General features: G+C 48.7%; 18 protein-coding genes and 1 tRNA gene. 11 read left to right on the plus strand and 8 right to left on the minus strand.

Annotation, left to right across the window (positions count from 1 at the left end):
• Positions 1 to 12 precede the first annotated feature (12 nt).
• From FBF37_RS01200 to FBF37_RS01230, 7 genes are all read left to right on the plus strand, one after another.
• The gene (locus FBF37_RS01200) at positions 13 to 1,758 is read left to right on the plus strand and encodes a peptidoglycan D,D-transpeptidase FtsI family protein (RefSeq protein WP_138078703.1); all 1,746 of its coding nucleotides are present in this window, start codon (positions 13 to 15) and stop codon (positions 1,756 to 1,758) included.
• On the plus strand, positions 1,759 to 2,796 hold the full coding sequence (mraY, locus tag FBF37_RS01205) for a phospho-N-acetylmuramoyl-pentapeptide-transferase (RefSeq protein ID WP_138078705.1): 1,038 nt from the start codon (positions 1,759 to 1,761) through the stop codon (positions 2,794 to 2,796).
• Positions 2,789 to 4,075 (plus strand): FtsW/RodA/SpoVE family cell cycle protein, encoded by a 1,287-nt coding sequence (locus FBF37_RS01210; RefSeq protein WP_138078707.1) that lies wholly within the window; start codon positions 2,789 to 2,791, stop codon positions 4,073 to 4,075. The genes mraY and FBF37_RS01210 overlap by 8 nt, the downstream gene beginning before the upstream one ends.
• Positions 4,011 to 5,174, plus strand: coding sequence for a UDP-N-acetylglucosamine--N-acetylmuramyl-(pentapeptide) pyrophosphoryl-undecaprenol N-acetylglucosamine transferase (locus tag FBF37_RS01215; RefSeq protein ID WP_138078709.1), 1,164 nt, complete (start codon positions 4,011 to 4,013; stop codon positions 5,172 to 5,174). The genes FBF37_RS01210 and FBF37_RS01215 overlap by 65 nt, the downstream gene beginning before the upstream one ends.
• A complete protein-coding gene (locus FBF37_RS01220; protein WP_138078711.1) occupies positions 5,175 to 6,077 on the plus strand; it encodes a cell division protein FtsQ/DivIB in 903 nt (300 codons plus the stop codon).
• A gap of 915 nt (positions 6,078 to 6,992) precedes the next feature.
• Positions 6,993 to 7,448, plus strand: a complete 456-nt coding sequence (locus tag FBF37_RS01225) for a nucleoside 2-deoxyribosyltransferase domain-containing protein (RefSeq protein WP_138078713.1) — start codon at positions 6,993 to 6,995, stop codon at positions 7,446 to 7,448.
• 266 nt (positions 7,449 to 7,714) lie between these two features.
• Entirely contained in the window at positions 7,715 to 8,530 is an 816-nt protein-coding gene (locus tag FBF37_RS01230; RefSeq protein WP_138078715.1) for an excalibur calcium-binding domain-containing protein, read from the plus strand.
• 10 nt (positions 8,531 to 8,540) lie between these two features.
• Here the strand turns inward: FBF37_RS01230 and FBF37_RS01235 are convergent, their stop codons facing one another.
• Positions 8,541 to 11,183: a type IV secretory system conjugative DNA transfer family protein gene (locus FBF37_RS01235; RefSeq protein ID WP_138078717.1), complete on the minus strand. Its 2,643-nt coding sequence runs from the start codon at positions 11,181 to 11,183 to the stop codon at positions 8,541 to 8,543.
• A 37-nt stretch (positions 11,184 to 11,220) separates the two neighbouring features.
• Entirely contained in the window at positions 11,221 to 12,276 is a 1,056-nt protein-coding gene (locus FBF37_RS01240; RefSeq protein WP_138078719.1) for a sigma factor-like helix-turn-helix DNA-binding protein, read from the minus strand.
• A gap of 244 nt (positions 12,277 to 12,520) precedes the next feature.
• On the opposite strand from FBF37_RS01240, the gene FBF37_RS01245 reads away from it, so the two are divergent.
• Positions 12,521 to 13,174, plus strand: a complete 654-nt coding sequence (locus tag FBF37_RS01245; RefSeq protein ID WP_138078721.1) for a hypothetical protein — start codon at positions 12,521 to 12,523, stop codon at positions 13,172 to 13,174.
• A gap of 22 nt (positions 13,175 to 13,196) precedes the next feature.
• Here the strand turns inward: FBF37_RS01245 and gltX are convergent, their stop codons facing one another.
• Entirely contained in the window at positions 13,197 to 14,618 is a 1,422-nt protein-coding gene (gene gltX / locus FBF37_RS01250; RefSeq protein ID WP_138078723.1) for a glutamate--tRNA ligase, read from the minus strand.
• Between the two features lie 12 nt (positions 14,619 to 14,630).
• Positions 14,631 to 15,629 carry a hypothetical protein gene (locus FBF37_RS01255; protein WP_138078725.1) on the minus strand — a complete coding sequence of 333 codons (999 nt, stop codon included), beginning with the start codon at positions 15,627 to 15,629 and terminating at the stop codon, positions 14,631 to 14,633.
• 100 nt (positions 15,630 to 15,729) lie between these two features.
• On the opposite strand from FBF37_RS01255, the gene FBF37_RS01260 reads away from it, so the two are divergent.
• Entirely contained in the window at positions 15,730 to 17,220 is a 1,491-nt protein-coding gene (locus tag FBF37_RS01260) for a PEGA domain-containing protein (protein ID WP_138078727.1), read from the plus strand.
• Positions 17,221 to 17,241: 21 nt separating this feature from the next.
• Here FBF37_RS01260 and FBF37_RS01265 read toward each other — a convergent pair whose 3' ends face one another.
• Positions 17,242 to 18,513: a sortase gene (locus tag FBF37_RS01265; RefSeq protein ID WP_138078729.1), complete on the minus strand. Its 1,272-nt coding sequence runs from the start codon at positions 18,511 to 18,513 to the stop codon at positions 17,242 to 17,244.
• A 108-nt stretch (positions 18,514 to 18,621) separates the two neighbouring features.
• Here FBF37_RS01265 and FBF37_RS01270 point away from each other — a divergent pair.
• Positions 18,622 to 18,708 (plus strand) — tRNA-Leu (locus FBF37_RS01270).
• Positions 18,709 to 19,131: 423 nt separating this feature from the next.
• On the opposite strand, the gene FBF37_RS01275 is transcribed toward FBF37_RS01270, so the two are convergent.
• Genes FBF37_RS01275 through FBF37_RS01285 form a run of 3 tightly spaced genes read right to left on the minus strand, consistent with a single transcriptional unit; the run spans position 19,132 to position 21,580 of the window.
• Positions 19,132 to 19,923, minus strand: a complete 792-nt coding sequence (locus tag FBF37_RS01275) for a carbohydrate kinase family protein (protein WP_138078731.1) — start codon at positions 19,921 to 19,923, stop codon at positions 19,132 to 19,134.
• Positions 19,920 to 20,726, minus strand: a complete 807-nt coding sequence (locus FBF37_RS01280; RefSeq protein ID WP_138078733.1) for a M15 family metallopeptidase — start codon at positions 20,724 to 20,726, stop codon at positions 19,920 to 19,922. The genes FBF37_RS01275 and FBF37_RS01280 overlap by 4 nt, the downstream gene beginning before the upstream one ends.
• Positions 20,723 to 21,580, minus strand: a complete 858-nt coding sequence (locus FBF37_RS01285) for a M15 family metallopeptidase (RefSeq protein WP_138078735.1) — start codon at positions 21,578 to 21,580, stop codon at positions 20,723 to 20,725. Before FBF37_RS01285 ends, FBF37_RS01280 begins: the two co-directional genes overlap by 4 nt.
• A 145-nt stretch (positions 21,581 to 21,725) precedes the next feature.
• On the opposite strand from FBF37_RS01285, the gene FBF37_RS01290 reads away from it, so the two are divergent.
• Positions 21,726 to 22,991, plus strand: a complete 1,266-nt coding sequence (locus FBF37_RS01290; protein WP_138078737.1) for a PKD domain-containing protein — start codon at positions 21,726 to 21,728, stop codon at positions 22,989 to 22,991.
• The last annotated feature ends 25 nt before the right edge of the window (positions 22,992 to 23,016 follow it).

The raw sequence follows: 23,016 nt of genomic DNA on the forward strand, positions 1-23,016 counted from the left end.
TTAAGAAGCACTATGAAGGGGCGACTTGCGCAATCAAGAACGAGTCTACTCGCCATTATTCTGCTGGGGATAATGGCAGTTTTTGTGTTGAGATTATTTCAATTACAGGTGCTGCAGCACGGCAAATACGTTGAACTGGCAGCGCGTAATCAGCAGCGCACGTTGGTGATTCCGGCCACGCGGGGCGAAATTTACATGATGGACGGCAAGACGCCGGCTCCAGTGGTGCTGAATCGTATGATATTTAATGTGGTGGCTGATCCGCAAACCGTTTCTGACAGTCAGCGTCATGAGATCATCCAAGCGCTGCGTCAGACAGCTGGCGATAAGCTCATGGAGAATGCTGAGGGGCGACTTGCTAACAAAAAGTCGCGCTATGAGGTGTTGGCGCGCGGTTTGACGCTAGACCAGGCTGAACAGATGAAAAAGAAGGATTTTTCAGGCGTATTGTACCAGCTCAACTCGGTTCGGAATTATCCAGAAGGAGCCTTGGGCGCACAGGTATTGGGCTTTGTGAATGCGAATGGCGAGGGCCAGTACGGCGTGGAGGGGGCGCTGGATAAACGGCTGAAGGGTAGTGATGGACTGCTGCGAGCAGTGACTGATGTGCGGAATGTGCCGCTGATGATAGGTAAGAATGATGTGAATATTGAAGCGAAGGCGGGCGAAGACTTGGTGCTATCAATTGACCGCAATGTCCAGAGTTATGCCGAAGAAGCTCTCAAGCGTGGTCTGCAAAAAGCTGGCGGTACAGAGGGTAGCGTTGTGGTGATGAATCCTAACAATGGCCGAGTGTTAGCCATGGCGAATTATCCAACGTTCAATCCTGCCGAGTACAACAAGGTTCAAAATGCAGCTGCGTTCATTAACGCCGCAACCATGACACCACAAGAACCGGGGTCAATCATGAAATCATTTACCATGGCGATGGGAATTGATAAGGGTGCGATTACGCCAAATACCACCTACCAGAACACTGATTGTACCCAAGTTGGCGACCGTAAGATTTGTAATGCAGTGCGCGGCTTGACTGGTACAACCACCATGCAGCAAGCACTAAACAACTCGCACAACGTTGGAACAGTGACGGTTGGGCGAAAATTAGGTGACGGTTCGTATATCAATAACGCCGCGCGGCAAACGATTTACCAATACTTTCATGATAAATATGGGTTTGGTGAGAAGACGGGGATTGAGCTGTCAGAAGCACAGGGTTTGATTACCAGCCCGACTGAACAAGAAGGAAATGAAGTTCGTTACGCAAACATGACCTTTGGGCAGGGAATGAACCTAACGCCAATCCAAGTCGCCTCGGCGTTTTGCTCAATCATCAATGGAGGAGTCTACTACCGTCCAACGGTCATCGCTGGAGTGAAAAAAGGCGATGCTGTCGAGTGGTCAAAGCCGCAGCCCCTGCGTCACACAGTGAGTGCGGAAACATCTACCCAGATGCGCACAATGTTGGATACAACGCGCCATTCATTTTGGGTAGGCAAGGGCGACAAGCCAGGCTATCTTGTCGGCGGTAAGACAGGTACGGTGGAGCTTTTGGTGAATGGTGCATACAGCATGAAAGAAACGGCTGGTACCTACGTTGGTTTTGGTGGTACAGATAAGCCAGAATATGTCATAATGATAAGGGTATCGGCGCCAAACAAGCACGCTGCGCTGGAAGGTAGTGTGCATGCGTCGCCAATTTTTACTGATATTTCGAACTGGATGATTGAGTATTTGAAATTATCACCGAGGAGATCCTAAATGAAAAGCTATATACAAACGGTAACAAACGAAATGACCTATATCTTTGTGTTGAGTCTGGCGGCGTTCTTACTGGCAATGTTTTTGACGCCAATTTACACATTCTTTGCTTATAGATATCAATTCTGGAAACGACAACGTACCTCTGCGGTGACCGGGGAAAAGCTTCAGGTGTTTGATAAGCTTCACGAGGAAAAACTACGTCGTCATATCCCAACGATGGCGGGTATTATTGGTGTAGTTTCCATCATCTTGATCACCGTGCTTTTCAACCTGGACCGCAGGCAAACCTGGTTGCCGCTGGCGGCTTTTGTTGGTGGCGCAGCTGTGGGGCTGATAGATGATTATTTGAATATCTTTGGCAGTAACAAAAAAGACGCTGGCATGCGGGCGCCTGTCAAATTTGCACTGATTACACTAATTGGTTTAGTACTGGGATGGTTCTTTTTTGCCAAACTGGGCGTTAGTAGCTTTCATGTACCGTTTTATGGTGATTTATCAGTCGGCTGGCTGATTATACCACTGTTTGCGTTTGCCGTTGTCGCTACGGGTAATGCCGTTAATATTTCGGATGGACTGGACGGCCTGGCGGGTGGACTGCTGGCTATCAGCTTTGTGATGTTTGGAGTGATTGCGCTACTGCAGGGGAACTTCTTATTGGCTGGCTTCTGTTTTACGGTGGTCGGTGCATTGCTGAGCTATTTGTGGTTCAATATTTACCCAGCGAGGTTTTTCATGGGCGATGTCGGGGCGTTCGCATATGGAGCAAGTTTAGGCGTGGTGGCTATGTTGACGAATTCATTACTATTACTCCCAATCATCGGTTTGTTATTTGTGGTCGAAGCAGGTTCTAGCGCGTTACAAATTGCTAGCAAGCGACTGTTTGGTCGAAAAATCTTCAAATCTGCACCAATTCATCATCACTTGGAAGCCAGCGGCTGGCCAGAGACAAAGATTACCATGCGCTTTTGGGTCATTGGATGTGTGATGGCGTTCATCGGTTTCCTCGTGGCTTTAGCGGGAGGGCATATTGCGTAATACCATTTCCAATGTGCCAGCCGGAACGATTCGTAAGCATCGGCCGGTCTATCAGGTGGCGTTATATGTCAGCCTGTTGTTGCTATTGGGTTTGGTGGTGATGTATGCGTTGGGGCCGCAACGAGCCAATGTCATGAATTTTGCATATGGCACGAACTATGGTGATATGTTCTTCTTTAATAAGCAGCTTATTTCCGTGGTGATTTCCTTTGCGGCGTTTGCTGCTTGTGCCATTATTCCATATAAAATTTTCACTGAAAAATATGCAAATTGGTTGTTTGTTGGTGGCTTATTCTTCTGTTTCTTGCTGGTAGCGCTGGGCATGTTGGGTGTTTCGTTTGCGCAGGAAACCAATGGTGCATACCGCTGGTTCTATCTTGGCGGACTGGGAAGTTTTCAGCCGGCTGAATTATTAAAATTTGGTATTTTGGTGTTTATCGCTGGATTTTTGGGCAAACGTATGCGGCAGGGTAAGATCAATGACGTGGAAGAGACGCTCATCCCGCTTGGTATTACCGCAGCGATAGCTATGTTTATTGTGGTGGTGCTACAAAAAGACTTGGGAACTGGTTTGGCACTGGTTGCCATCGTCCTGTCCATGCTGGTGGTTTCAGGCATGCGGTCAGATATTCTCTGGAAAATATTGGGTGTTTTACTGGCAGCAGGTGTCATGTTGATCCTCATCGCGCCGCACCGTCTGGAGCGCGTCATGACGTTCTTCCAGGGTGATCACTCGAGTGCATCATCCATGGACAGCAGCAGTAACACCTATCACGTGCAGCAGGCGCGTATCGCCATCGGCTCGGGTGGCATCTTAGGCCTGGGTATTGGCAAGAGTGTGCAGGTGTCAGGCTATTTGCCCGAAGCCATCAACGACTCGATTTTTGCCATCATGGGTGAGACATTTGGTTTTGTCGGGCTACTGATCATTTTGGGGCTATTTACCGCATTGCTACTGGGCATCTTGCATATTTCCGCGCGCCTGCCTGATCCTGGGCTTCGCTTGGTGGCGGCTGGTGTGTTTGGCTGGGTTGCTTCTCATGTGATATTGAATGTGGCAGCCATGACAGGGGTGGCGCCACTGACCGGTATTCCATTGCCGCTGCTGAGTTATGGTGGCACCAGTATGTTATTCATCGCTGCGGCCCTTGGATTAGTTTTTCAGCTGTCTTGCTATACATCACACAAGCCATTAACAGAAGGGAAGGATAGCCATGCGGATCTTAGCGGTCGGCGGCGGTTCGGGCGGACACGTTACGCCCGTGGTCGCCGTGTTTAAGGAATTGAAGAACAGGGGCGAGCACGATTTACGATTTTGGTGCGACCGCAAGTTTGGGCCAACGGCAAAGAAGGTGGTTGCAGAATCTGGCTATGATATTCCAGTTTCATTCATCACCGCCGGTAAATTGCGTCGCTATCACGGTGAGAGCAAACTGCAGCATTTAGCGCCCTCAATCCTATTTCCTAACCTGTGCGACTTGTGCAAGGTTATCATCGGCTTTGTGCAGAGCTTTTGTAAGCTGCTGGTGTGGCGCCCTGATGTCATCTTCATAAAAGGCGGCTACGTTTGTCTGCCGGTCGGTTACGCCGCACGACTACTGAGAATTCCATTGGTGCTGCATGACTCTGACGCTCATCCAGGGTTGACCAACAGGCTGCTGTCGCCATTTGCTAAGCGCATTGGTACGGGTGCACCGCTCAAGTATTATCGCTACTCTCCTGAGATAGCAACATATGTTGGGGTGCCGATTTCAGATAAGTTCCGACCATACACTGAAGCAGAAAAGCGGGAAATTAAGACACAGTTGGGCTTTGATCCATCACGACCCCTGGTTGTTATCACTGGTGGTGGCTTGGGTGCCGTGCGCATCAATAATGCAGTGGTGAAGAATCGTGATAGACTTCTGGAGGCTGCCTCGGTGTTTCTGATATCAGGTCAGCATCAATACAACGAGCTGAATAAAGCATTGGACCGTCGTGATGGTTGGCGGCTGGAGTCATTTTTGCACGGACCGCAAATGGCGCAAGCATTAGCGGCTGCGGACGTAGTCGTAGCTCGAGCTGGGGCAACAACACTGTTAGAGTTGGCGGCGCTGGGTATGCCAACAGTTATCATCCCAAATGGCAGGCTGACAGCCGGCCACCAGCTGAAAAATGCTAAGGTTTACCAAGACGCTCTGGCTGCCGTGATTGTGAACGAAGATCAACTAGACAAGAACCCTGATTTACTGGGCGACACACTAATTAAACTACTCAAATCTCCAAAGATTCGCCATGATTTGGGTAATAATTTTCTCAAATTTGCCAAGCCGAATGCTGCTGGCGACATGGCTGAGATGATCCTGGAAGCTGCTCATAAACAGGGGAGGCGACAGTAGATGTCACTGCTTGGCAGGAAAAAAACAAAACAGCGGTCATCGGCCAACAATGGCCCGCGTCGAATGCGTGATGATATCATTAAAGAATCATCCGCCTTCCAGCTCAATCGTACCATTAGTAGCTTTCGAAAGCAGCAAGACGAGGTTTCTGAGCGGTCCATCCATCATAAACGTCAGGATCTGCAGAAAGCCTTTTTGCAACGAATAGGCATGAGTTTGGCTGCTTTGGTGGTGCTGATATTACTGTCCTTCCAGCTGTCTCTAGTAATTTCTATACAAACGCCTGACACAGCCAGTGGGCAGCAAGCTGCGACCTACAAGAAGATCTTAATTGACTATTATGCTTCGCGCCCTGCCGAGCGATTCAAGCCATTTCTTAACCAAGATGCATTACATCAGTATTTCCTCTCTCACGTGCCAGAAGTAAAAACTGTACGCATAGAAACGTTTGGCGCCGGTATGGCAACTGCCAAGCTGACGTTTCGCCAGCCGCTTGCGCAGTGGTCTTCCGGTGAAAAGATGTACTTTGTTGATGAATCAGGCGTTACCTTTGAGCGTAATTATTTCGCACCACCAAAGTTGACTGTCAAAGACCAAAGTGGTGCGCCACTGTCTGGCGGGCAAGAGGTGGTTAACCAACGATTTTTGAGCTTTTTGGGACAAGCTGTTTCCCAATTTGCCAAAAATAACCTGTCTGTTTCGGAGATTGTGCTGCCGCAAGATACTGTTCGCCAAGTACTGTTTTTGATTGAAGGTAAAGGCTATGCAGTTAAGATGACTGTCGACAGGGCAGCAGTGGCGCAGGTTGATCAGGCGGTTAAAGCTATGCGCTTTATCGATGAGAGGCGACTACGACCAGAATATCTTGATGTACGTGTAGATCAACGAGTGTTCTATAAGTAGGGGATATAGGTTAGTGAAGTGGGGTATCACCCAGCCTGATGCTTTGTTCTCTTTTTGTTCTAAAATGAGAATGGCAAAAATATATATTACAATATGCAAAAAACAAAAAGTCAAATGTAGAGGAGTCTTAAAAAACAGAGCGGGGGAATAAAAAAGAAAAAAGTCAAATGTAGATCGATCATTCAAGATATTGCAATGTGGAAAACTTATCATGAGATAATGTAGTAAATACTACGTTAGGTGCTTGTAGCTCTGCTGTATGGACTTTTCAGAAGCCATACAAGCATGTGAGCATATACTTATATTTCAAGACACAGTGTATGATGAATAATGATAAGAACAAAAGTTACAATGTTCACGCAGTAGAAGATGATAGATTCCAAAGCCCCTACTATTTAGCTGGATATATCCTTATATATAGCTATATGTGTCATACTCATTTATCATACGTGGTTATCTCCTATACAGTTCGTAAAACATACATTGTGCGACATTAAGAATATTTCTCTTTTATGAATACACACTCATTGATTTTGATATGTTACAATTGGATTTTAGTTGCCTGTGCTGTTTGGTCGGTTAAAAATTACTTAGCTTGCCCTTTGCCATATGTTTTGCCATATGTCTGTCGATCATTTTGTCTATATCGTGAATTTCTAGCTTCTGGATCTTGAGCCTTGAGGCTCCTTGTTTACCGAACCATAGCAATATGTCAGGATGTTATAGCTATGTGCTGGCGTATGGTATATGCTAATATTTTAAGTTCCCTTTTTGTTCTACTATCTTTCAGTAGCTAATGCATGTGAGGTTTGATGGAAGATGAGGTTGATATCGTGCCAGCTGGGCAGGGATCACTTCTCTACTGTCGTCTTAGATAAGGTTGCTGTTTTCGCTGGATGATATTATCATAAAAGTATGAGAGTTATTTCACCTGACAACAGGGGCTTGCATGAAATATTGCCATCGGTAGATTTGTTTTTGGCGGGAGGTATTACCAATTGCCCAGACTGGCAGGCGGAGGCGCTAGCTCTATTGAGCAATCAAGATATAACAGTGGCTAACCCGCGTCGTAAGAGGGCGCTGGCTTTTCAAGGCAAAGGGGCGACGCACCAGATAGAGTGGGAGTATGAGTACCTCAAGCGGGCGCGAGTGGTGTTGTTTTGGTTTCCGAAGGAATCCCTCTGCCCTATCGCGCTGTTCGAGTTGGGCAAGGAGCTTGAGAGCGGATCACGTGTGGTGATTGGTGTGCATCCAGAATATTCGCGACGATTTGATGTCATCACGCAGGTTCGCTGCTATGATCCTGAGTTTCCAGTGTATGATAAGCTTGCTGATGTGGTGGTGGCGGCTCAGCTGGCGCTTAATTATTAGGGTGATTACTTGATAAATAGAGGGTGTCGTTTTAGAAGTCAGGCTATATTGTTATCTGAAGTGTGCTGTGGTATGTTTATAAGCGGATTGGACAGTTAGCTTAGCTAATAATATCTAGGAAAATATCAATGGTTATAAAAAAGCTTGGACAAATACAACAAAAAGGGAGTAAGAATAAGGCCTCTAACAAGAAGCATAAGCGGGGATGGCTTATTTTTGGCGGAGTTGTCGTTACCCTTGCTGCTATAGGACATGTCAGCAACGTTATGGAGCAATCTCGTCTTGAGAAGGACAATATTCCTATCATTATTTCCAGTGTGGATGAAAACATTAATCTTGATTACCACACCGACAAGCGCGAAGTTTCTGCTAGAATATCAGGAGTCAGCTTACTTGCCAAGGTAAAGGTAGCTAACGGCAAAACTAGCATACACGGGCATAAAAATTCGGCTGGTGACATTAAGTATGAAATCAAAGACATAAAAGAGGGCGACAGCGATATTTCTATATCCATCGTCGATGGCAAACGCCACGGTGATAAAACTATCAGGCTTCACCGCCAAACGAAAGCCGATTATGACAGACAAGAGCTAGAAAAAGCCCTCAAACGTGCTGAGGAATCGGTTGAAAAGGCCGAGCAGCAATCGAACGACGAGAATATCTCCCGCGCCAAGTCGGACGTAAATAAATTACCAGAGGATAAACGCGGTCAGCTCTCTGAACGTATTGCCAAGCTGGAAAAAGCCAAGCAAGAAGAAAAAGAGCGCGCCGAGAAAGCCAAGAGAGACGCTGAAGAAAAGAAAAAGCAAGAAGAGGCAGCGGCTGCCGCAGCTAAAGCTCGGCAGCAAGCGCGACCGCAGCCTGCACCTCGCCAAGTTGCCCCTGCTCCGCAACCAGCTCCAACAGCTTCTCCACGTCCACGCCCAGCAGCACCTACACCCGCTCCCCCGGCAGAATTATATTTTAGCAGTTGTAAAGAGGCGCGTGCTGCCGGCTATAGTCATATGCACCGGGGCGAACCGGGGTATTCGCCTCATCTTGATAGAGACGGTGACGGCATAGCTTGCGATAAACATAGATAAAAGTATCTGTTTAGGTAGCACTCTTCTTCCGTCTTCGCCGCCGCTTTTTTGGTGCGGTAGCTGAGTCGGATGTAGTGTTAGTGTTTGTGTTATTGCCGCGGATTTGGAGAACGACTTCATTATTGTTTGGAGCTGGTTGTGGTTGGGCTGGACGAGTGTTAGCAGTAGCAACAGGCTGCTGAGCTGGCTGTCTGGTGATTGGCTGAGCGGCAGGTCGAGGTGGCTGCTTCTGTGGCTGGGGTTGCGGCATGATGGCGGCATTGATTTCTTTTTCGACATCCTCCCTGCTCCGTGAGTACATGCGTCGTGAATGTTCAATGATGTGCAAGGTGTTATCAGCTTGGCTTGGCGGGAGCTCCAGGGTACGTGCGGAAAAGGCTGGGGTCTTCTCTCCCCCAATGACCATATTGATGACGAAGTTACGATTGTGCATCTGTAAGAGGTCGACTGCTTCGAAATTCGGCTCAAATTGTTTGGCGAGGATCGGTGCGTCGTCGGCAGACACGCGGAATGAAATCATGGTGCCGACGTTACCAAACACCGCGTCGCGCACGGTTTCATTCATCTGTGAGATGTACTGATTGGCGACGGTCAGGTTGAGGCCGTACTTGCGGGCTTCGGACAGGATGGTGGCAAATGAGTCGGTGGCAAAGTTCTGGAACTCGTCGACGTAAAGATAGAATGGGCGGCGGTCACGGATGTCGGGGATATCTGAGCGGCTCATGGCAGCCAGCTGAATTTTGGTGACTAGGAACGAGCCGAGGATGGCGGCGTTGTCTTCGCCGATCAGACCCTTGGATAGATTAACGATGAGGATTTTGCCTTCGTCCATGATTTGGCGGATGTTGAAGGTGGACTTGGGCTGGCCGATGATGTTACGGATGATTGGGTTGGCGGTAAAGGCACCGACCTTGTTAAGGACTGGTGCGACAGCCTCGGCGACGAATTTGTCGTTCCAGCTGGCGAATTCGACGTTCCAGAATTGCAAGACCACAGTGTCGCGGCAATAGCCCAGCGTTTCTTTGCGGAAGTTTTTATCAGTTAGCATACGGGTGATGTCCAGCATGGTTGTCTCTGGCCGGTCGAGCAGTGCCAGGATGGTGTAGCGCAAAATGTACTCCAGCCGCGGCCCCCATGAATCGCCAAACATGCGTTTCAGGACGCCGATGACCTCTGATGAGATGTTGGTTTTTTGGTTCGGGTTGGTGACTTCCAGCGGATTGAACCCGAGCGGATAGGCGGTGTCGGCCGGGTTGAAATAGACGACGTCGTTCAGCCGTGAGCCGGGGATGAATTTCATGTTGTTGATGGCGAAGTCGCCGTGCGGGTCGATGATGGCGTAGCCTTGATTGTGAAAGATGTCGCTGAGCGCGAATAATTCGAGCAACCCTGACTTACCTGCTCCTGTCTGGCCGATGATGTAGACGTGGCGCGAGCGGTCATAGCGCAGCATGCCGAACTGGTGGTTGATGCCGCGGAAATTGGTGACGCCAAAGGCGGAAATCTGGTCGTCGTTGGCGTCGCTACCGGTCAGGACGGGTAGCTTGGATGGCGGTTCGGCGGTTTTGGCGCTGGCCCAGACGATGTTCGGCGTCTCAACATTGGTGTGCGGCAAGTGGAAGACGGAGGCCAGCTCTTCAATGTTGAGGATGAAGCCTTCGCCAAAAAATGCACGGCGACGATACTTTTCCAAGAATTCTTTACCGTAAGCTGCTTTAATGGGTTTAAAGCCATTCAGGTTTGTTGAGTTGAATTGTTTGAAAGTTCCCACCAATGCTTGCATGCGCAACTTGGCGTTGGTTTGGTTTTCTCCAAGATATGCCAGGCGTATTTTTACCTCATAGCCCAACTTGGTGGCTTTCTTCTCAGCCTCGGCAATGCGGGTTTTATTGCGTTCAGAAATTTCTGGACCTTTGCCGCCAGCCAATCCTTCCTCTGGTGGTCTCCATAAGGCTGCGAACAAGCCGCCGAGCCAGCGCATGCTACCGCCAACGCTTGGTAAGATGCTGGCAGAACCTTCGCGTAAGCGGGAGATCCAATGGTCGGCTTCCACTTGCCATGAGTCTTCAATTGGTTTGGCTAACACCTGAATCCATAGCTCCTCACCGGTTGATTCTAGTTTTGCTAACGTCCCTGTGATGCCAGCCAGCGGGTCAACTTCAAAGGTTTGGAAGGTTTTGATTGGTAAAAATTCAGACGCCGTTAAAGTCATTTCTGTGGTGTAGGTTACCGAATGATCACGTTCGTGCTCGGTATAATCTTCACTGGCCTGGTGGATTTGCACGGTTGGATATTGGGCGTAGATCTGCCCCTCGACGAAGCTTTGCAGGGACCGCGGTGTCCAGACATAGAACCGAATTTGCCCATTGACCGAAGCCACTTCAAAGCTCAAATGTTCTTGCGCTCCCCTGCTCAGTTTGAGCTCGCGTTTATCGCGCAAGATGCCGTGCAGGCTGGCGAATAATTGCTCGGCGGCAAGTTCTTTCTTGTCGTTGGTTTTTGGAATTTCCAAAATAAGCAAAACGTTGTCGCTTGAGATGAATTCATTAAGCTGTTGATAATTGCGCCACGTCAAAAAAGACAACAAAATGACCAGCGGTAACCAAACATACCACTGCATCAATAACGCTATAGTCCAGGAAAATATTTCCATGCTATTAAATTATCCCATATTTGATGTAACAATACAATCAGGCTTGTTGCTGTTCAAACACGTAGGTAGCCTTGGCGACACGCTTGAACTGTGACTTTGACTGCAAGTTTAGTAAAATAGTCGTTTCTTTGACTTGACGTTTGTCCAAAACTCGTTTGATGATTTCGTCGCGGTGCAGTGGCTCGTCAGCTTCTTTGAGAATGTCAGTGATGATGTCGGCAACAGTACCGCGGCTGTAGCCCCATGAGTCCAGGGCATAGATACCGCGACCAATCAGCACGAAGCGGCTGTCTTTGATGAGTTCGTTGTGAATAGCCTGCGTGGTGACGTTTTTGCGCTTGAAATCACTGTCTTTGATGGCCTTAGCGATCTCTGAGAAATGCATTGGTTTGCCATTGTCGTCCAGGATGACAAAGATTTTGTCGCGAATATTCTTTGGGTTGACGGTTGGCCATTTGATGAGCCCCCAGTTCCCTTTCAGCTCAGCCAGCTTCTTGCTGATGGAGGCCAGCGCTGCGATGTTCTGCGGATGCTCATAGTCCATGGATTCGTGAATTGCTTCAGCGGTGATTGGCTGACCATGTTTTTTGATGAATTTAACAATTTCTTCAACTTGTTTTTTCACTGACTTTTCGTCACCGACGGATGAGATGACCGCAGACTGATAGAAATCGTCATTTTCATTGATAACGGTCAAGCCTGGCGCTAATTCTGCCAAGAAAGCGACAGCTGAGCGCTCCAGGAGTGTCGCATCACGACCCAAAATGTGCGATGTCAAGTTTTGCATGCGAGCACCACGGCCCATTTCTGACAGATGTGACACAACAAGCTTTTCGGCGGAATTAACAGATGGTAATTTGTCTTCTGCTACTGACGCACGTAGTTTAGTGAGGATGGCTTTCTCAAGTTGACGAACGCGCTCACGAGTAATGCCTAACATCTCACCGATCTGTTCCAATGTCTCTTTCCTGTCTTCCAGCCCAAAGCGACGTGAAATGATTTCACGCTCACGCTCCTGAGAAATGCTACCAAGAATATCCGCAACCGCTGTATTCAAACTCTCTGCCGCGTCAGCTATTTCTGGTTTGCTCATGGTATATTCCAAGTATCCTCTCTGCCACACCCTGCATATATTTTTATCATTTCTATGTGCTTGATTATACAACAATATGTAACTCAAGTCAAATATTTGTGCTGCTTTTACAAATTATAGCACGTTCTTTACGATTTTTGCAATGGGTTGTTTGATGTATATACAATAAGCGTTTTATATGGTATAGCACTAGTGATTGTGGCTATGCTTTGTAAAATATGAGGTATATTATATAGTTATCATTATGAATGAATTAGGAAAAACCTCAATTGAACGAACAGCTTCCCCAGAAGACCTGGAGGCCGTGAAGGACTTTATTATTGAATGTTTGGCGGATGGGCAGTCAATGACAGTGCGACAACTATCTCAGCAGTGGTGTGAAGCTCACGGATCTAAGTCTCTCATTAAAGCTGGTCTGTTTAATGAAAAAATTCGACAAGCACTAAGTGAAATTGAAGCCAAGGAGGACAGGTCTTTTGGATGTTTGAAAAAAACGGTTGTTCAAGACACTAATACGACCGTCACGTACTACCACCTTAGTGGTGCGGCTGAAGGATATCAACCGGCCGTGATGGAGCCTGTTGATCTAGCGGATAAGCTTAGGTCTAGGCTTCAGGAGGCTATCAATACAGTTACTAATGACTATAGTCCAATAGATCCAGGTTGGGCTGCGAATGCGCGTTGTGCTGGTATGGAGATTGATAAGGTTCATGATGGGATGTGTAAAGAATGCCCAGTACAGTCTGACTGTTTGAGGACGGCAATACGGGAAGGTTACAACCTCAGACATAGAGATACCAGAACTTCAGGCGTGAGGGGTGGTTATTCTCCTGCTGGGCAACAGGAGAAGGTAGAAGAAGTGCGCAAACTAATGCATGGGTCCAGCCAAAAAGCATAATTACCTCTACCTCCAACCATCATTACAATTGGCTAGCGATGCGGCTGAGGGTTTTATCTTTGCCAAACAATGCCAGCGTGTCGTTTAATTGTGGGCTGAAAGGCGCCCATGTCGTGACGATGCGAATGAGGCTGAACAGTACGCCAGGCTTTTGACCAGTGATTTCTAGTAGCTGGTTTAGTGTTTCTTGGATGGTTTCAGGGTTCCAGTCGGCCAACTCTGCCAGCTTGTCATGTACGGTCTTGAGGAGCTCGCGAATTTCACCCTCAGATAATTTTTTCAGCTGCTTATTACTGGTGATCAGTTCCCAGTTGACGTCTGGCTCTTCAAAGAAAAAGCGACTCATCATGGGTAGCTCAGCCAGTGTTTTGAGCCGATCTTGTACCAGAGCCAAGACTTGGTGTTTGTATGACGCATCAAACTGGGCAGCTGATTGTGGCCAATAGCTCTCTACTCGTTGATAGAGGTCGTCCAGGCTGATTTGGCGGATCCATTGTCCATTCATCCACAGCAAACGCTTCTCATCAAAACGTGCGCCCGAACGCTGCACTCGGTCGAGGCTGAATTTATCGATCAGCTCTTGCCTGCTGAAGATTTCCTGTTCGGTGCCATCATTCCAACCCATTGACGCCAAGAAATTCAGCATGGCCTCTGGTAGGATTCCATCAGTTCGGTAATCAGTCACGCTTTTGGCGCCGTCTCGTTTACCAAGCTTTTTCCTGCCGTCTGGAGCCATGATGTGCGGTAAGCAAACCAAGGTTGGTGGTGTGATTTCCAGGGCTTCGTATAGGCTCAAATATTTAGGGGTACTGGAGATATATTCCAACCCGCGGATGACGTGAGTGATGCCCATCTCAAAGTCGTCAATGATGTGCGCAAAATTGTAGGTTGGATAGCCGTCAGCTTTGATGAGGATGAAATCATCCAGGGCTTCAGGACCAGCTGATAGTTCGCCCATGACGGGGTCATTCCAAGTGTATCGTTTTGGTGATGTTACTTTAAATCTGAGCGGCTGAGTGCCATCCCACTCTGGGGGATTTTCTGGCCGATAATCACGATACAGGAAAGCTTTTTTCAACGCTCGCGCTTCTTCTCGAAATCCCTGCACTTCCTCGGGTGTGTATGGATCGGCATAGGCCAGCCCCTTCTCTACCAGTTTTTTCGCCCAAGTGTGGTAAATCTCCAGCCGTTCTGACTGATGGTATGGTCCGTGCGATCCACCTTTGCGCGGCCCTTCGTCCCAATCAATGCCCAGCCACTCCAGCGTGTCTAATATCAAATCTTCGGCGCCAGGCACAAATCGCGACCGATCAGTGTCCTCGATGCGTAAGATGAATGAACCTCCCTGTTGGCGTGTCAATAACCACGGAAATAAGGCAGCTCGAACATTTCCAACATGAATGTAGCCGGTTGGTGATGGCGCAAAACGAGTACGAATAGTCATGATGACATTATACTACATGCTGGTAGCTATTTTGCGAATCTGTTCGCTGGAGAGTGGAGCATGGCTGTTGATCTGGTACAAGATGCCGCCATTCACCCAAGCGACATTTTCTCCTGCTGCAAAAATAGTCAGGCCATCGACGATGGTTGTAGCTGGCGCACCTGATTTTCCTGCAATGTACTCTTTGACAGCGGCTGAGTCCCAGTTGCTCTTGCTTTGAGAAATTGTGTAGTTGGCGGTGCCGTCAGCGTATGCAAACTTCATGCTGACTTCTCCCTGCTTGAAGGAAATTGGGCCGTTGAGCGCATAGCCATTTGGTTTGTAACCAGGATAGGTGGCGTTGATACCAGACTGCAAGGCGGCGACACGAATGGAAATGTTTGGCATGCTGAGATAGGTGAAATATCCGCCGAGCAGCATGATGGCCAGTCCCGCAGACGCCAGGCTGGTCCAGCGCTTTAGTTTGCTTTGCTTGCGCTTGGCGCGGTGATGTTTGTCTGGTTTTGGCTCTTGAGCTTTGGCCAAAGCTTCAGTGATGGCCTCATTTTTGAGAATTGATGCTGGCTTTGGCTTGGTCTTTTGGATTGGTGTGACGGGCATTTTAGCGATTTGTCGCTGCTTGGCACGTTGCACAACTGGGTGCACTTCTGCTGGACGATCTATCTGGACGGACTTCTTTGGCGCTTCTGTCACTGGTTTGCGGGTCATCTCAGGAGAAAACTTTTTCACAGCAACGTGTTGCTGCACGGTCGCATTTGGGGTTCTAACTGGACGGGTAGCAAGGGATTTCTGAGGGGGTCGTTTGATGTGGCGTCGGCTGAGGGTGGCTGATTTTTGTACTGAGACACGGTGAATAGTTGCAGTAGCTGTACCGCGTGCGGTTGATGCCTTGACTACGCGTTTGGGCTGCGTTGGCGCTACGGTTGGTGATTTTTCGACTGAAATTGGTAGCGGTAGCCCTGTGACTGGGTCGTATGCCTTACCATTGACATTGATAAATTCTTGTTTCATTTCTTCCCCTTGTTACGATGTTCCCTCGCGAACTTCTATATATTATAGTACAAAGTGCCAGCGGTTTTTGCAAGGGCGAAAATGTGGTATAATTCGTTTTATGTACCACAACAATACCTCCGCAAAAGAAATCGTGCGTCGTACTTTGGTGTACACCATCATGACGCTGATGGTGATTGGTCTAATCGTCGTTCTTTTGTGGCACAACTTTGGCTATCAATTCAATTCAAAAGACCTGAAAATCGAGCAAAACAGCTTGGTGCAATATGATTCGTTTCCGCGTGGCGCGCAGGTGTCAATTGATGGCAACGCGTTTAATCTAACGCAGACTAAGGGCTTGATTGTACCTGGACAACATCAGTTCACCATGAAACTGAACGGCTATGAACCATGGCAAAAGACTTTGGACATCAAGGCGGGTACGGTGACGCATTTGGTATATGCTCGGATGATCCCTGAGAAGAAAGAAAGCACCAACCTAAAAGAATATCCAGTGCTGGAATCAGCTAAATTCGCGCCTGGTGGGCGGTTCATGGCTGGTGTGGGTGTGGTAAACGGAACGCCAAAACTGTTTTGGGGTGACGTTCGGTCGTACAACAATCCTAAATTTACGGAAACTGACATTAGCACGCAACATTTGGCGCAGTATGATTTAGCTACGACCAAGCATCAATTTGCCATCGCTGAGTGGGACTTTGCGGGCCGCTACGTGCTGCTCAAGCACATCTATACGCCAGAGGGTTCTGACAGCAAGATCCAGTGGCTGCGCTTTGACCGGGACAATCCAAAAGAGATGATTGATGTGACGAATATTGCCAGCGTGGATATTTTGGATGCACATTTCATCGGTACGAATGGTAATGAATTGTACGTCTTGCAAAATGGCGGTCATGTGCGCCAGATGAATGTGGCTGGCGCTTCCCTGTCGCGTCCAGTACTGTCCGGTGTTCAGTCATTTGTGCTGTATGGTAGCGAGACGATTGCCTACATTGGTACTGAAGCAAACGTCAAGGTGGCTGGCGTGTGGAAAAAAGGCTGGGAGCAGTCGCGAATCATGTATCGGGCTGCGTCAGCGCAGGCTGATGATACAGTCAAAATCAAGGCCTCAAAATATTTCAACAAGGATACCGTGGTTGTGACAGTCAATGACACGGCACAGATCTATCGCGGTGATCTGCGTCCACCAACCGAAGATTCAGAGGCGGTCAAGAAGTTTTTGAATTCGGTGAAAAAGGTGGCGTTTGGACGGACCATCAAAGACCTGACGCTGAACAGCGACGGGCGTATGGTGATTATCAAAGATGAAACCGGCTTCGTGAATTATGACATTGAGCGAGAAACCATTTCACCAGTTATCACGCTTGATACAGTGAGTGAACTTAAGTGGTTGGACGAGTTTTATGTCTGGCGACGTGACGCGAGTGGCAACTTGGTGATTCAGGAGTTTGACGGCACCAATGTGCACACACTAACCCCAGTGGCTACTGGTTACGATGCAGCGCTGTCCTCTGACGGTAAATATCTCTATTCGTTTGTCGGTGACGGTGACAAATTGATCCTCAGTCGTTTGAAGATGACGACAGAGTCATAAGTTTAAGACAAAGTTTTTTAGCTATCTAGCACCAAAGATGCGCTCCAAGACAGTTGGCGATGGATTGCCTGGTATTTGCCCTGTCGCGTTGTTTTCAGTGGCAGCGGAAGCAGTGTTTGGATCTGGACTGATTTGATCAGCGTAGACCAACAGACGCTTGTCGGCAGTGCCAACAGGAACGCAACTGACCAGTGTCAACATTGGTTTTTGGGTGCCAGTTTGGATTTTTGATACCTCGTTTGGCTTGACGACTTCTGAGCCAGTAATTTTATAGGTATATCTTTTGCCTTCATAGTTAAGGTATATGACGTCATCTTTGTGGAGCTTTTCATTTTGGGCGAAGATGAATTTATATCCTCCGGCGGCAAAGGCGTCATTGCTTGAGTGGCCGGCCAAGACGACATTTCCCGCCTGCCCTGGCAATGCGCTGGCTCCAGACACGGCAAAGTGTGCCACGCCGTTTTCCATGGCCTTGCGCTGCGACTGGACATCTGGTGCGGCGCCGTATACGACTGGTGCGTCAACATTGATCTTTGGGATGATGATTTTTGGTTCAGCACTGACTTTGGTGTCAATGCTTGGGTCGACGATGATATTCTGAGGTTCAATGTTGCCGGGGCTGGTATAGGCTGCGACGGTGCCCAAAATGACTCGGTTGTATTGCAAGACGACAAATGCCAACATGACCATGGTGCCAGCTAGAGCTGGGATGAAATGTCGAGAATTTCGCACTTTTTTGGCGGAGTCATTGACGGTGCTGCGGATCTTGGAGCGCAGATCGCGGATGGCCTGTTGCTGCGGTGACAAGGTATCTGCTGTTTTTGGAGTAGTAGCCTGTGGCTGCTGAACTGGAGACTGCTGGGCATTCAGGTGGTTAGCATAATACCGTTCGTAGTACATCTGATAATATTTTTGCCACGCACTGTGGTATTGCTGCCACTGGTCAGGTGTGGCTTGCGGGGTGCTGTTGGCTAGTTGAGTGGTCTGGCTGGTGGTTGCGGCGGTCGTGCCAGTAGGTGGCGCAGTGTTGAGGCGGTGGCCCTGCGGCTCGGTCTGTAAAAGTGGCTTGGCTACTGGCGTAGCGGTTTGTGGCTGAGGTTGCGGTTGTGGTTGCAGCGCTGGCTTTTGTGGGGTTGTGCTGGCTGGCGCGGGCGTGGTGTGGGGCGCAGCTTCAGATGAATTGCCAGTATAGATCGAGTTGATTTGCCCGCGGATGACATCAGCAGCAGCATTGCGCGCTGATGATTGGTCGCGTGCTGGCGGTTGGAATGGTCGTGGACTTCCGGGGTTCATACTTATGTTTAATGATACAGGAAAATCACCAAAAAAACAAAAATATGCCCTTGTCGAGAGCGACGATACCGTGATATAATAGCCAGTAGTTTTGGAGCGTTCTCTCGTGCCGCGGTGGCGGAATTGGTAGACGCGCTAGACTCAAAATCTGGTGAGCATTAGCTCGTGCCGGTTCAAGTCCGGCCCGCGGTACCAGAGGTCGCTCCAAGTAATCATCGCCCACTGACTGGGCGATATTTATATATGAGCAAAGAAAATAGCCCACCGAGAGGCTCCAGCCGAGACGTGAGGTCTCAAGGCGAGCTATTTTCGGTGGGCGCTAGCCCTCCCTGAGCTTGTCCTCCAGCTCGTGAATACGAGCGGAGTTCAACATACAAATGGCAATTGCTATTTGTGCAATTGCCATGGATGGATCCCTCCTAATCAGGAGAGCTCCAAGGGCGCTGATTATGAGCACAATAGCCAGCATCCGTAAGGACAGCGCCATAATACACCTCCTCTCAGGAGTGTATCGCTCGAAACTAAAGGGCGACTTCCGCCCTTTGACAAAGCTTCGAGCGAAAGCTACCTTGCATTATATCACTAAAAACATAAAATGTCAATGGTTAGCGTAAGCAATTACCCCGCGCAGACGGCGGTGCTGGCAGCAGCCAGTGGCGAACTGGGTGACCACACTAAATAACTGGCGATTTTTGCACCAACGACTCCACGCCATATGGCCATCGGCTCATGCCAGGCTTGGGTGACGACGGTGCCGCCGTGGGCGATGACCACGTGTTCGGCATGGAAGGTGCAGATGGTGACTGGATAGGTGATGGTGAATTTATGGAGTATGTCGACAAACTGTGCCAGTTGGATGCTGAACGTCAACATTTTTGGATAGTACACTGAACGAAATATTTTTTGCACTTGAGCAAAAGAAGCCACAAATACCACCTGTTGATTGTCCAAAATCTCCGCAAAACTGTTTTGTAGTAGATCGATGGCGTCGCGGGTGATGACGACTGGTTGCTGTGAGCGCTTGACTAGTTCTTCGTGGACGATTGCGGTTTGACTGTTTCTGCCAGCGTCGCCGATCAATAAGAGTACATCGGACCAGTCACGGAGCGATACGGCTTCCGTGAGTGCTGCTTGCGCTAGGCTGCCAGATGGATTGGTTGGCGCGAACAAAACATCAGTCATACTGGACGGTACGCTTTTTTTGAGAACATCAGGTAGTAATACGCGAACCTGACCAACGCCAGTTGTTTGAGCGGTTGCGTAGGCCTCAGCGACAGACGAAAAGCCCAGTTTGTTACCACCGATGATGGCTAAGCGCCCAGACTGGTCGAGCCGCTCGGGACGATTCCACTCGACATCAGGAAACAAAGGCTTGCCTGACTCCTGTCGCTGCCAATATGACGAATTCATGAGGTCTCACGAGCTTTCTTTAGCTGTGACATCACTTCTTCGAGTGTGAGCTTGTTGCGGTGCATAAAGCTCGCTAGGTCCTTGCCGACATAGCGGAAATGCCAGGATTCTGGTGCGACGCCAGTGATGGCTTGTTTGCCTTCTGGATAGCGTAAAATGAAGCCGTATTCGTGAGCATGGGCTGCCAGCCACTCGGCGGAAGCCTTGTCGAGGCGGCAGGCAGTAAATTTCTCCATACATGGTTCGGTGTATGATGAAAAGTCCACCGCCAGTCCCAGCTGGTGCTCGCTCTTGCCTGGTTCTGCCACGAATTCATCGGCGTACAATTGCCCGTTGGTGCGAGCTAGTTCTTTGCGAGTCTTTTCCTGGTCGGCGTAGGAGCGATAGGCGCTGGTGACCAATATGGGATGACCGGCTGCTTCTGCAGCTTTTGCAAATGGCTTGAGATTGTCTAGTGCTTGTGGGCGCAGACGCTTGTCTTCCACCCATTTACCAACCTTCACCTCCTCAAAGTTGGTCAGCTCTGGCTGGTAGTTTGGATCAAGGCCGTGTTGTTTCCAGACGTGCGCCCAGATGTTGCCATCATCGAGCCGTCGCCAGCTTGGTATGGTCAACTTCTCGACTGTATTATTATGAGTGAACTCCACGATAGCGTCTGGTTTCCAGACTGAGGTTGCTGCTAATTGATTAACTTCTTGACTCTGTTGACTGGCCTGTAAGCCACCCCATATCAGCAGTCCGCTAAACGTTACCCATGCGGATAATACGAATGCCAGCCCTGCCCGCCCAGCTGATAATTTCATGACGATGTCTCCTTTTGCTTCAGTTCATTTTGTGCTTTTTCTAGGTATGGTAATGCTTCTTCTAGGGTTAAGCCGGACTGGTGCAGCGCGCCGGCGAGCTCACGGCCGACGTAACGGAAGTGCCAGGCTTCATACTGATAGCCAACGATTGACTGTTTGCCTTCTGGATAGCGCAAGACAAAGCCGTATTCGTGAGCATGGGCTGCCAGCCATTTCCCTGCTTTGGTGTTTTTGAAACAATCATCTACCCAGCATCTGCCATCTGGCGAGCCAAAGTCTAGGGCGAGGCCGGATTGGTGCTCGCTATAGCCAGGTCGGGCACTAAATCGTGCTGCCTGTGTCTCGCCAACTTGACGGGCGTATCGGTTAAACAGCCCGACTTGCGTCTGATAGCTGCGATATCCACTCCCCAGTCGTACTGGCGAGCCAGCACTTTCGGCGGCCGCCATCAACGCTTTCAGATCTGGCATAATTGCTGATCGTAGAGATCGCTCTTCTGGCCCCCTACCTGGCAGGGTCGGTACGTCTGCAGTTTGCAGATCGCTCGGCACATAGGTTGGCTGTTTAAAGCCACGGGTTTGGTTGACGATTTGCCAGATGCTGCCGTCAGCTTGATAGTCCTCTTGTCTGGCTGGGATTGGTGTAGCTCCAGGTAGTGTGACCTGGACCTCTTTTGGCGTTGGTGCTGGTTCGGTGGTGGTGGGCTTTGTTTGAGCTTGGCTGGGCGTATTGTCAACTGGTTTTTTCTCGTACTGATTATTAAGATACAGTAAATACGCAACGCCGAGACATGCCAAAATAGCACTCCCCCATTTGATCAGTTCTTTCCAAGGAAATTGTCTCTGAATTTTCATACGTTACCTCTAGATATTCTTTATTATAGCAGACTTACGGAAACCATAAGCAATATATTTATACATTTTTATTGACAAATACAAAAGTTTGTGCTAATATGGACCGTAACAACCGGTGAGAAATAGTAAGGTTGAGGAGGAAACAATGAATAAAATAGTAAAGAGAGTACTTTTGGCTGGCTCTATTACTGCCGCGATTATCGGTGGTATTTGGTATGCTACGCCTTCAGATGCCGTCGGCTGCTCAGATATCAAGATCGTTCGTTGTGGTACTATGACCCACAGTGCCATGAAGTCGGCTTATCACAGCGACAGCGAAGTCCGTGGTATTTACAACTACTTCGGCATTACACAATCAATGGTTGAGGGCGCTGGCATGCACGAAGGTGTGGCAGACGCTTCAAACAACACCGTTACGGTGAACGGTCGTGTCGTAGCAACGAATGCAAAAACCATTCAGCGCCGTCACGTTAACTACACCAACCCAATTAACTACCAGCAGATTGGTGGTAAATCATACCCAAGCTACTTGATTCGTCACAGCTTTATGCCAGTAGCAAGCAAGAAGCCAGTGTTCGTATGGTTGGACGGTAATGGCAAGTTTATCCAAGCAGTTATTAAAGACTGTGGTAACCCACTTTGGGGTGAACCAACACCTCCACCAACACCAGCTCCAAAGCCAGTATTGACGTGTGACGCATTGAGCGCTCAAAAAGTCGCTGGTACCCGCAACAAGTTCGCCTTTACTGCAACTGCAACTGCAAAGAATGGTGCAAGCATCAGTAGCTATACTTTCGACTTTGGCGATGGCCAAAAGACAACTGGTAGCAGCAACAAGGCTGAGCACACCTACGCAAAAGCTGGTACTTACACTGCAACTGTTACCATCAACAATGGCGTAACCAGCCAAAACTGTAAAGTTACCATCACGGTGACTGAAGAGCCAAAAATTCAAGTTTGTGACTTGAAGACTGACACAATTGTCACTATCAAAGAAAGTGAATACGACACAAGCAAACACTCAAAGAATTTTGCTGACTGTGCAAAAGTTAAGGTTTGTGACATCAAAACTGGTGAGATCATAACCGTACGCAAGAGTGAAGAAAACAAGGAAGGTTACTCAAAGAACGAAGAAGACTGTAAGGTGAAAGTCTGTGACATCAAGACCAAGCAGATCATCAGCGTCTGGACTAAGGACCAAAAGAACGAGGGATACGCATCAGTGGACAGCGACGCATGTAAGCCAAGCACTCCTCCAACTACCCCTCCTGCTCCTAAGCAACCTACCCCACCAGCTCCAACGACAACTGAGTTGCCACGAACTGGTACGACTGACGCGCTCCTTTCAATCTTTGGTCTCGGCTCACTTGCTGCTTCTGCCGTTGCCTACATCGTAAGCCGCCGCCAATAATCTGAGCGCTTACTAACACTAAAAG

The sequence above is a fragment of the Candidatus Nanosynbacter featherlites genome (assembly GCF_005697565.1).
Lineage (GTDB): Bacteria > Patescibacteriota > Saccharimonadia > Saccharimonadales > Saccharimonadaceae > Nanosynbacter > Nanosynbacter featherlites.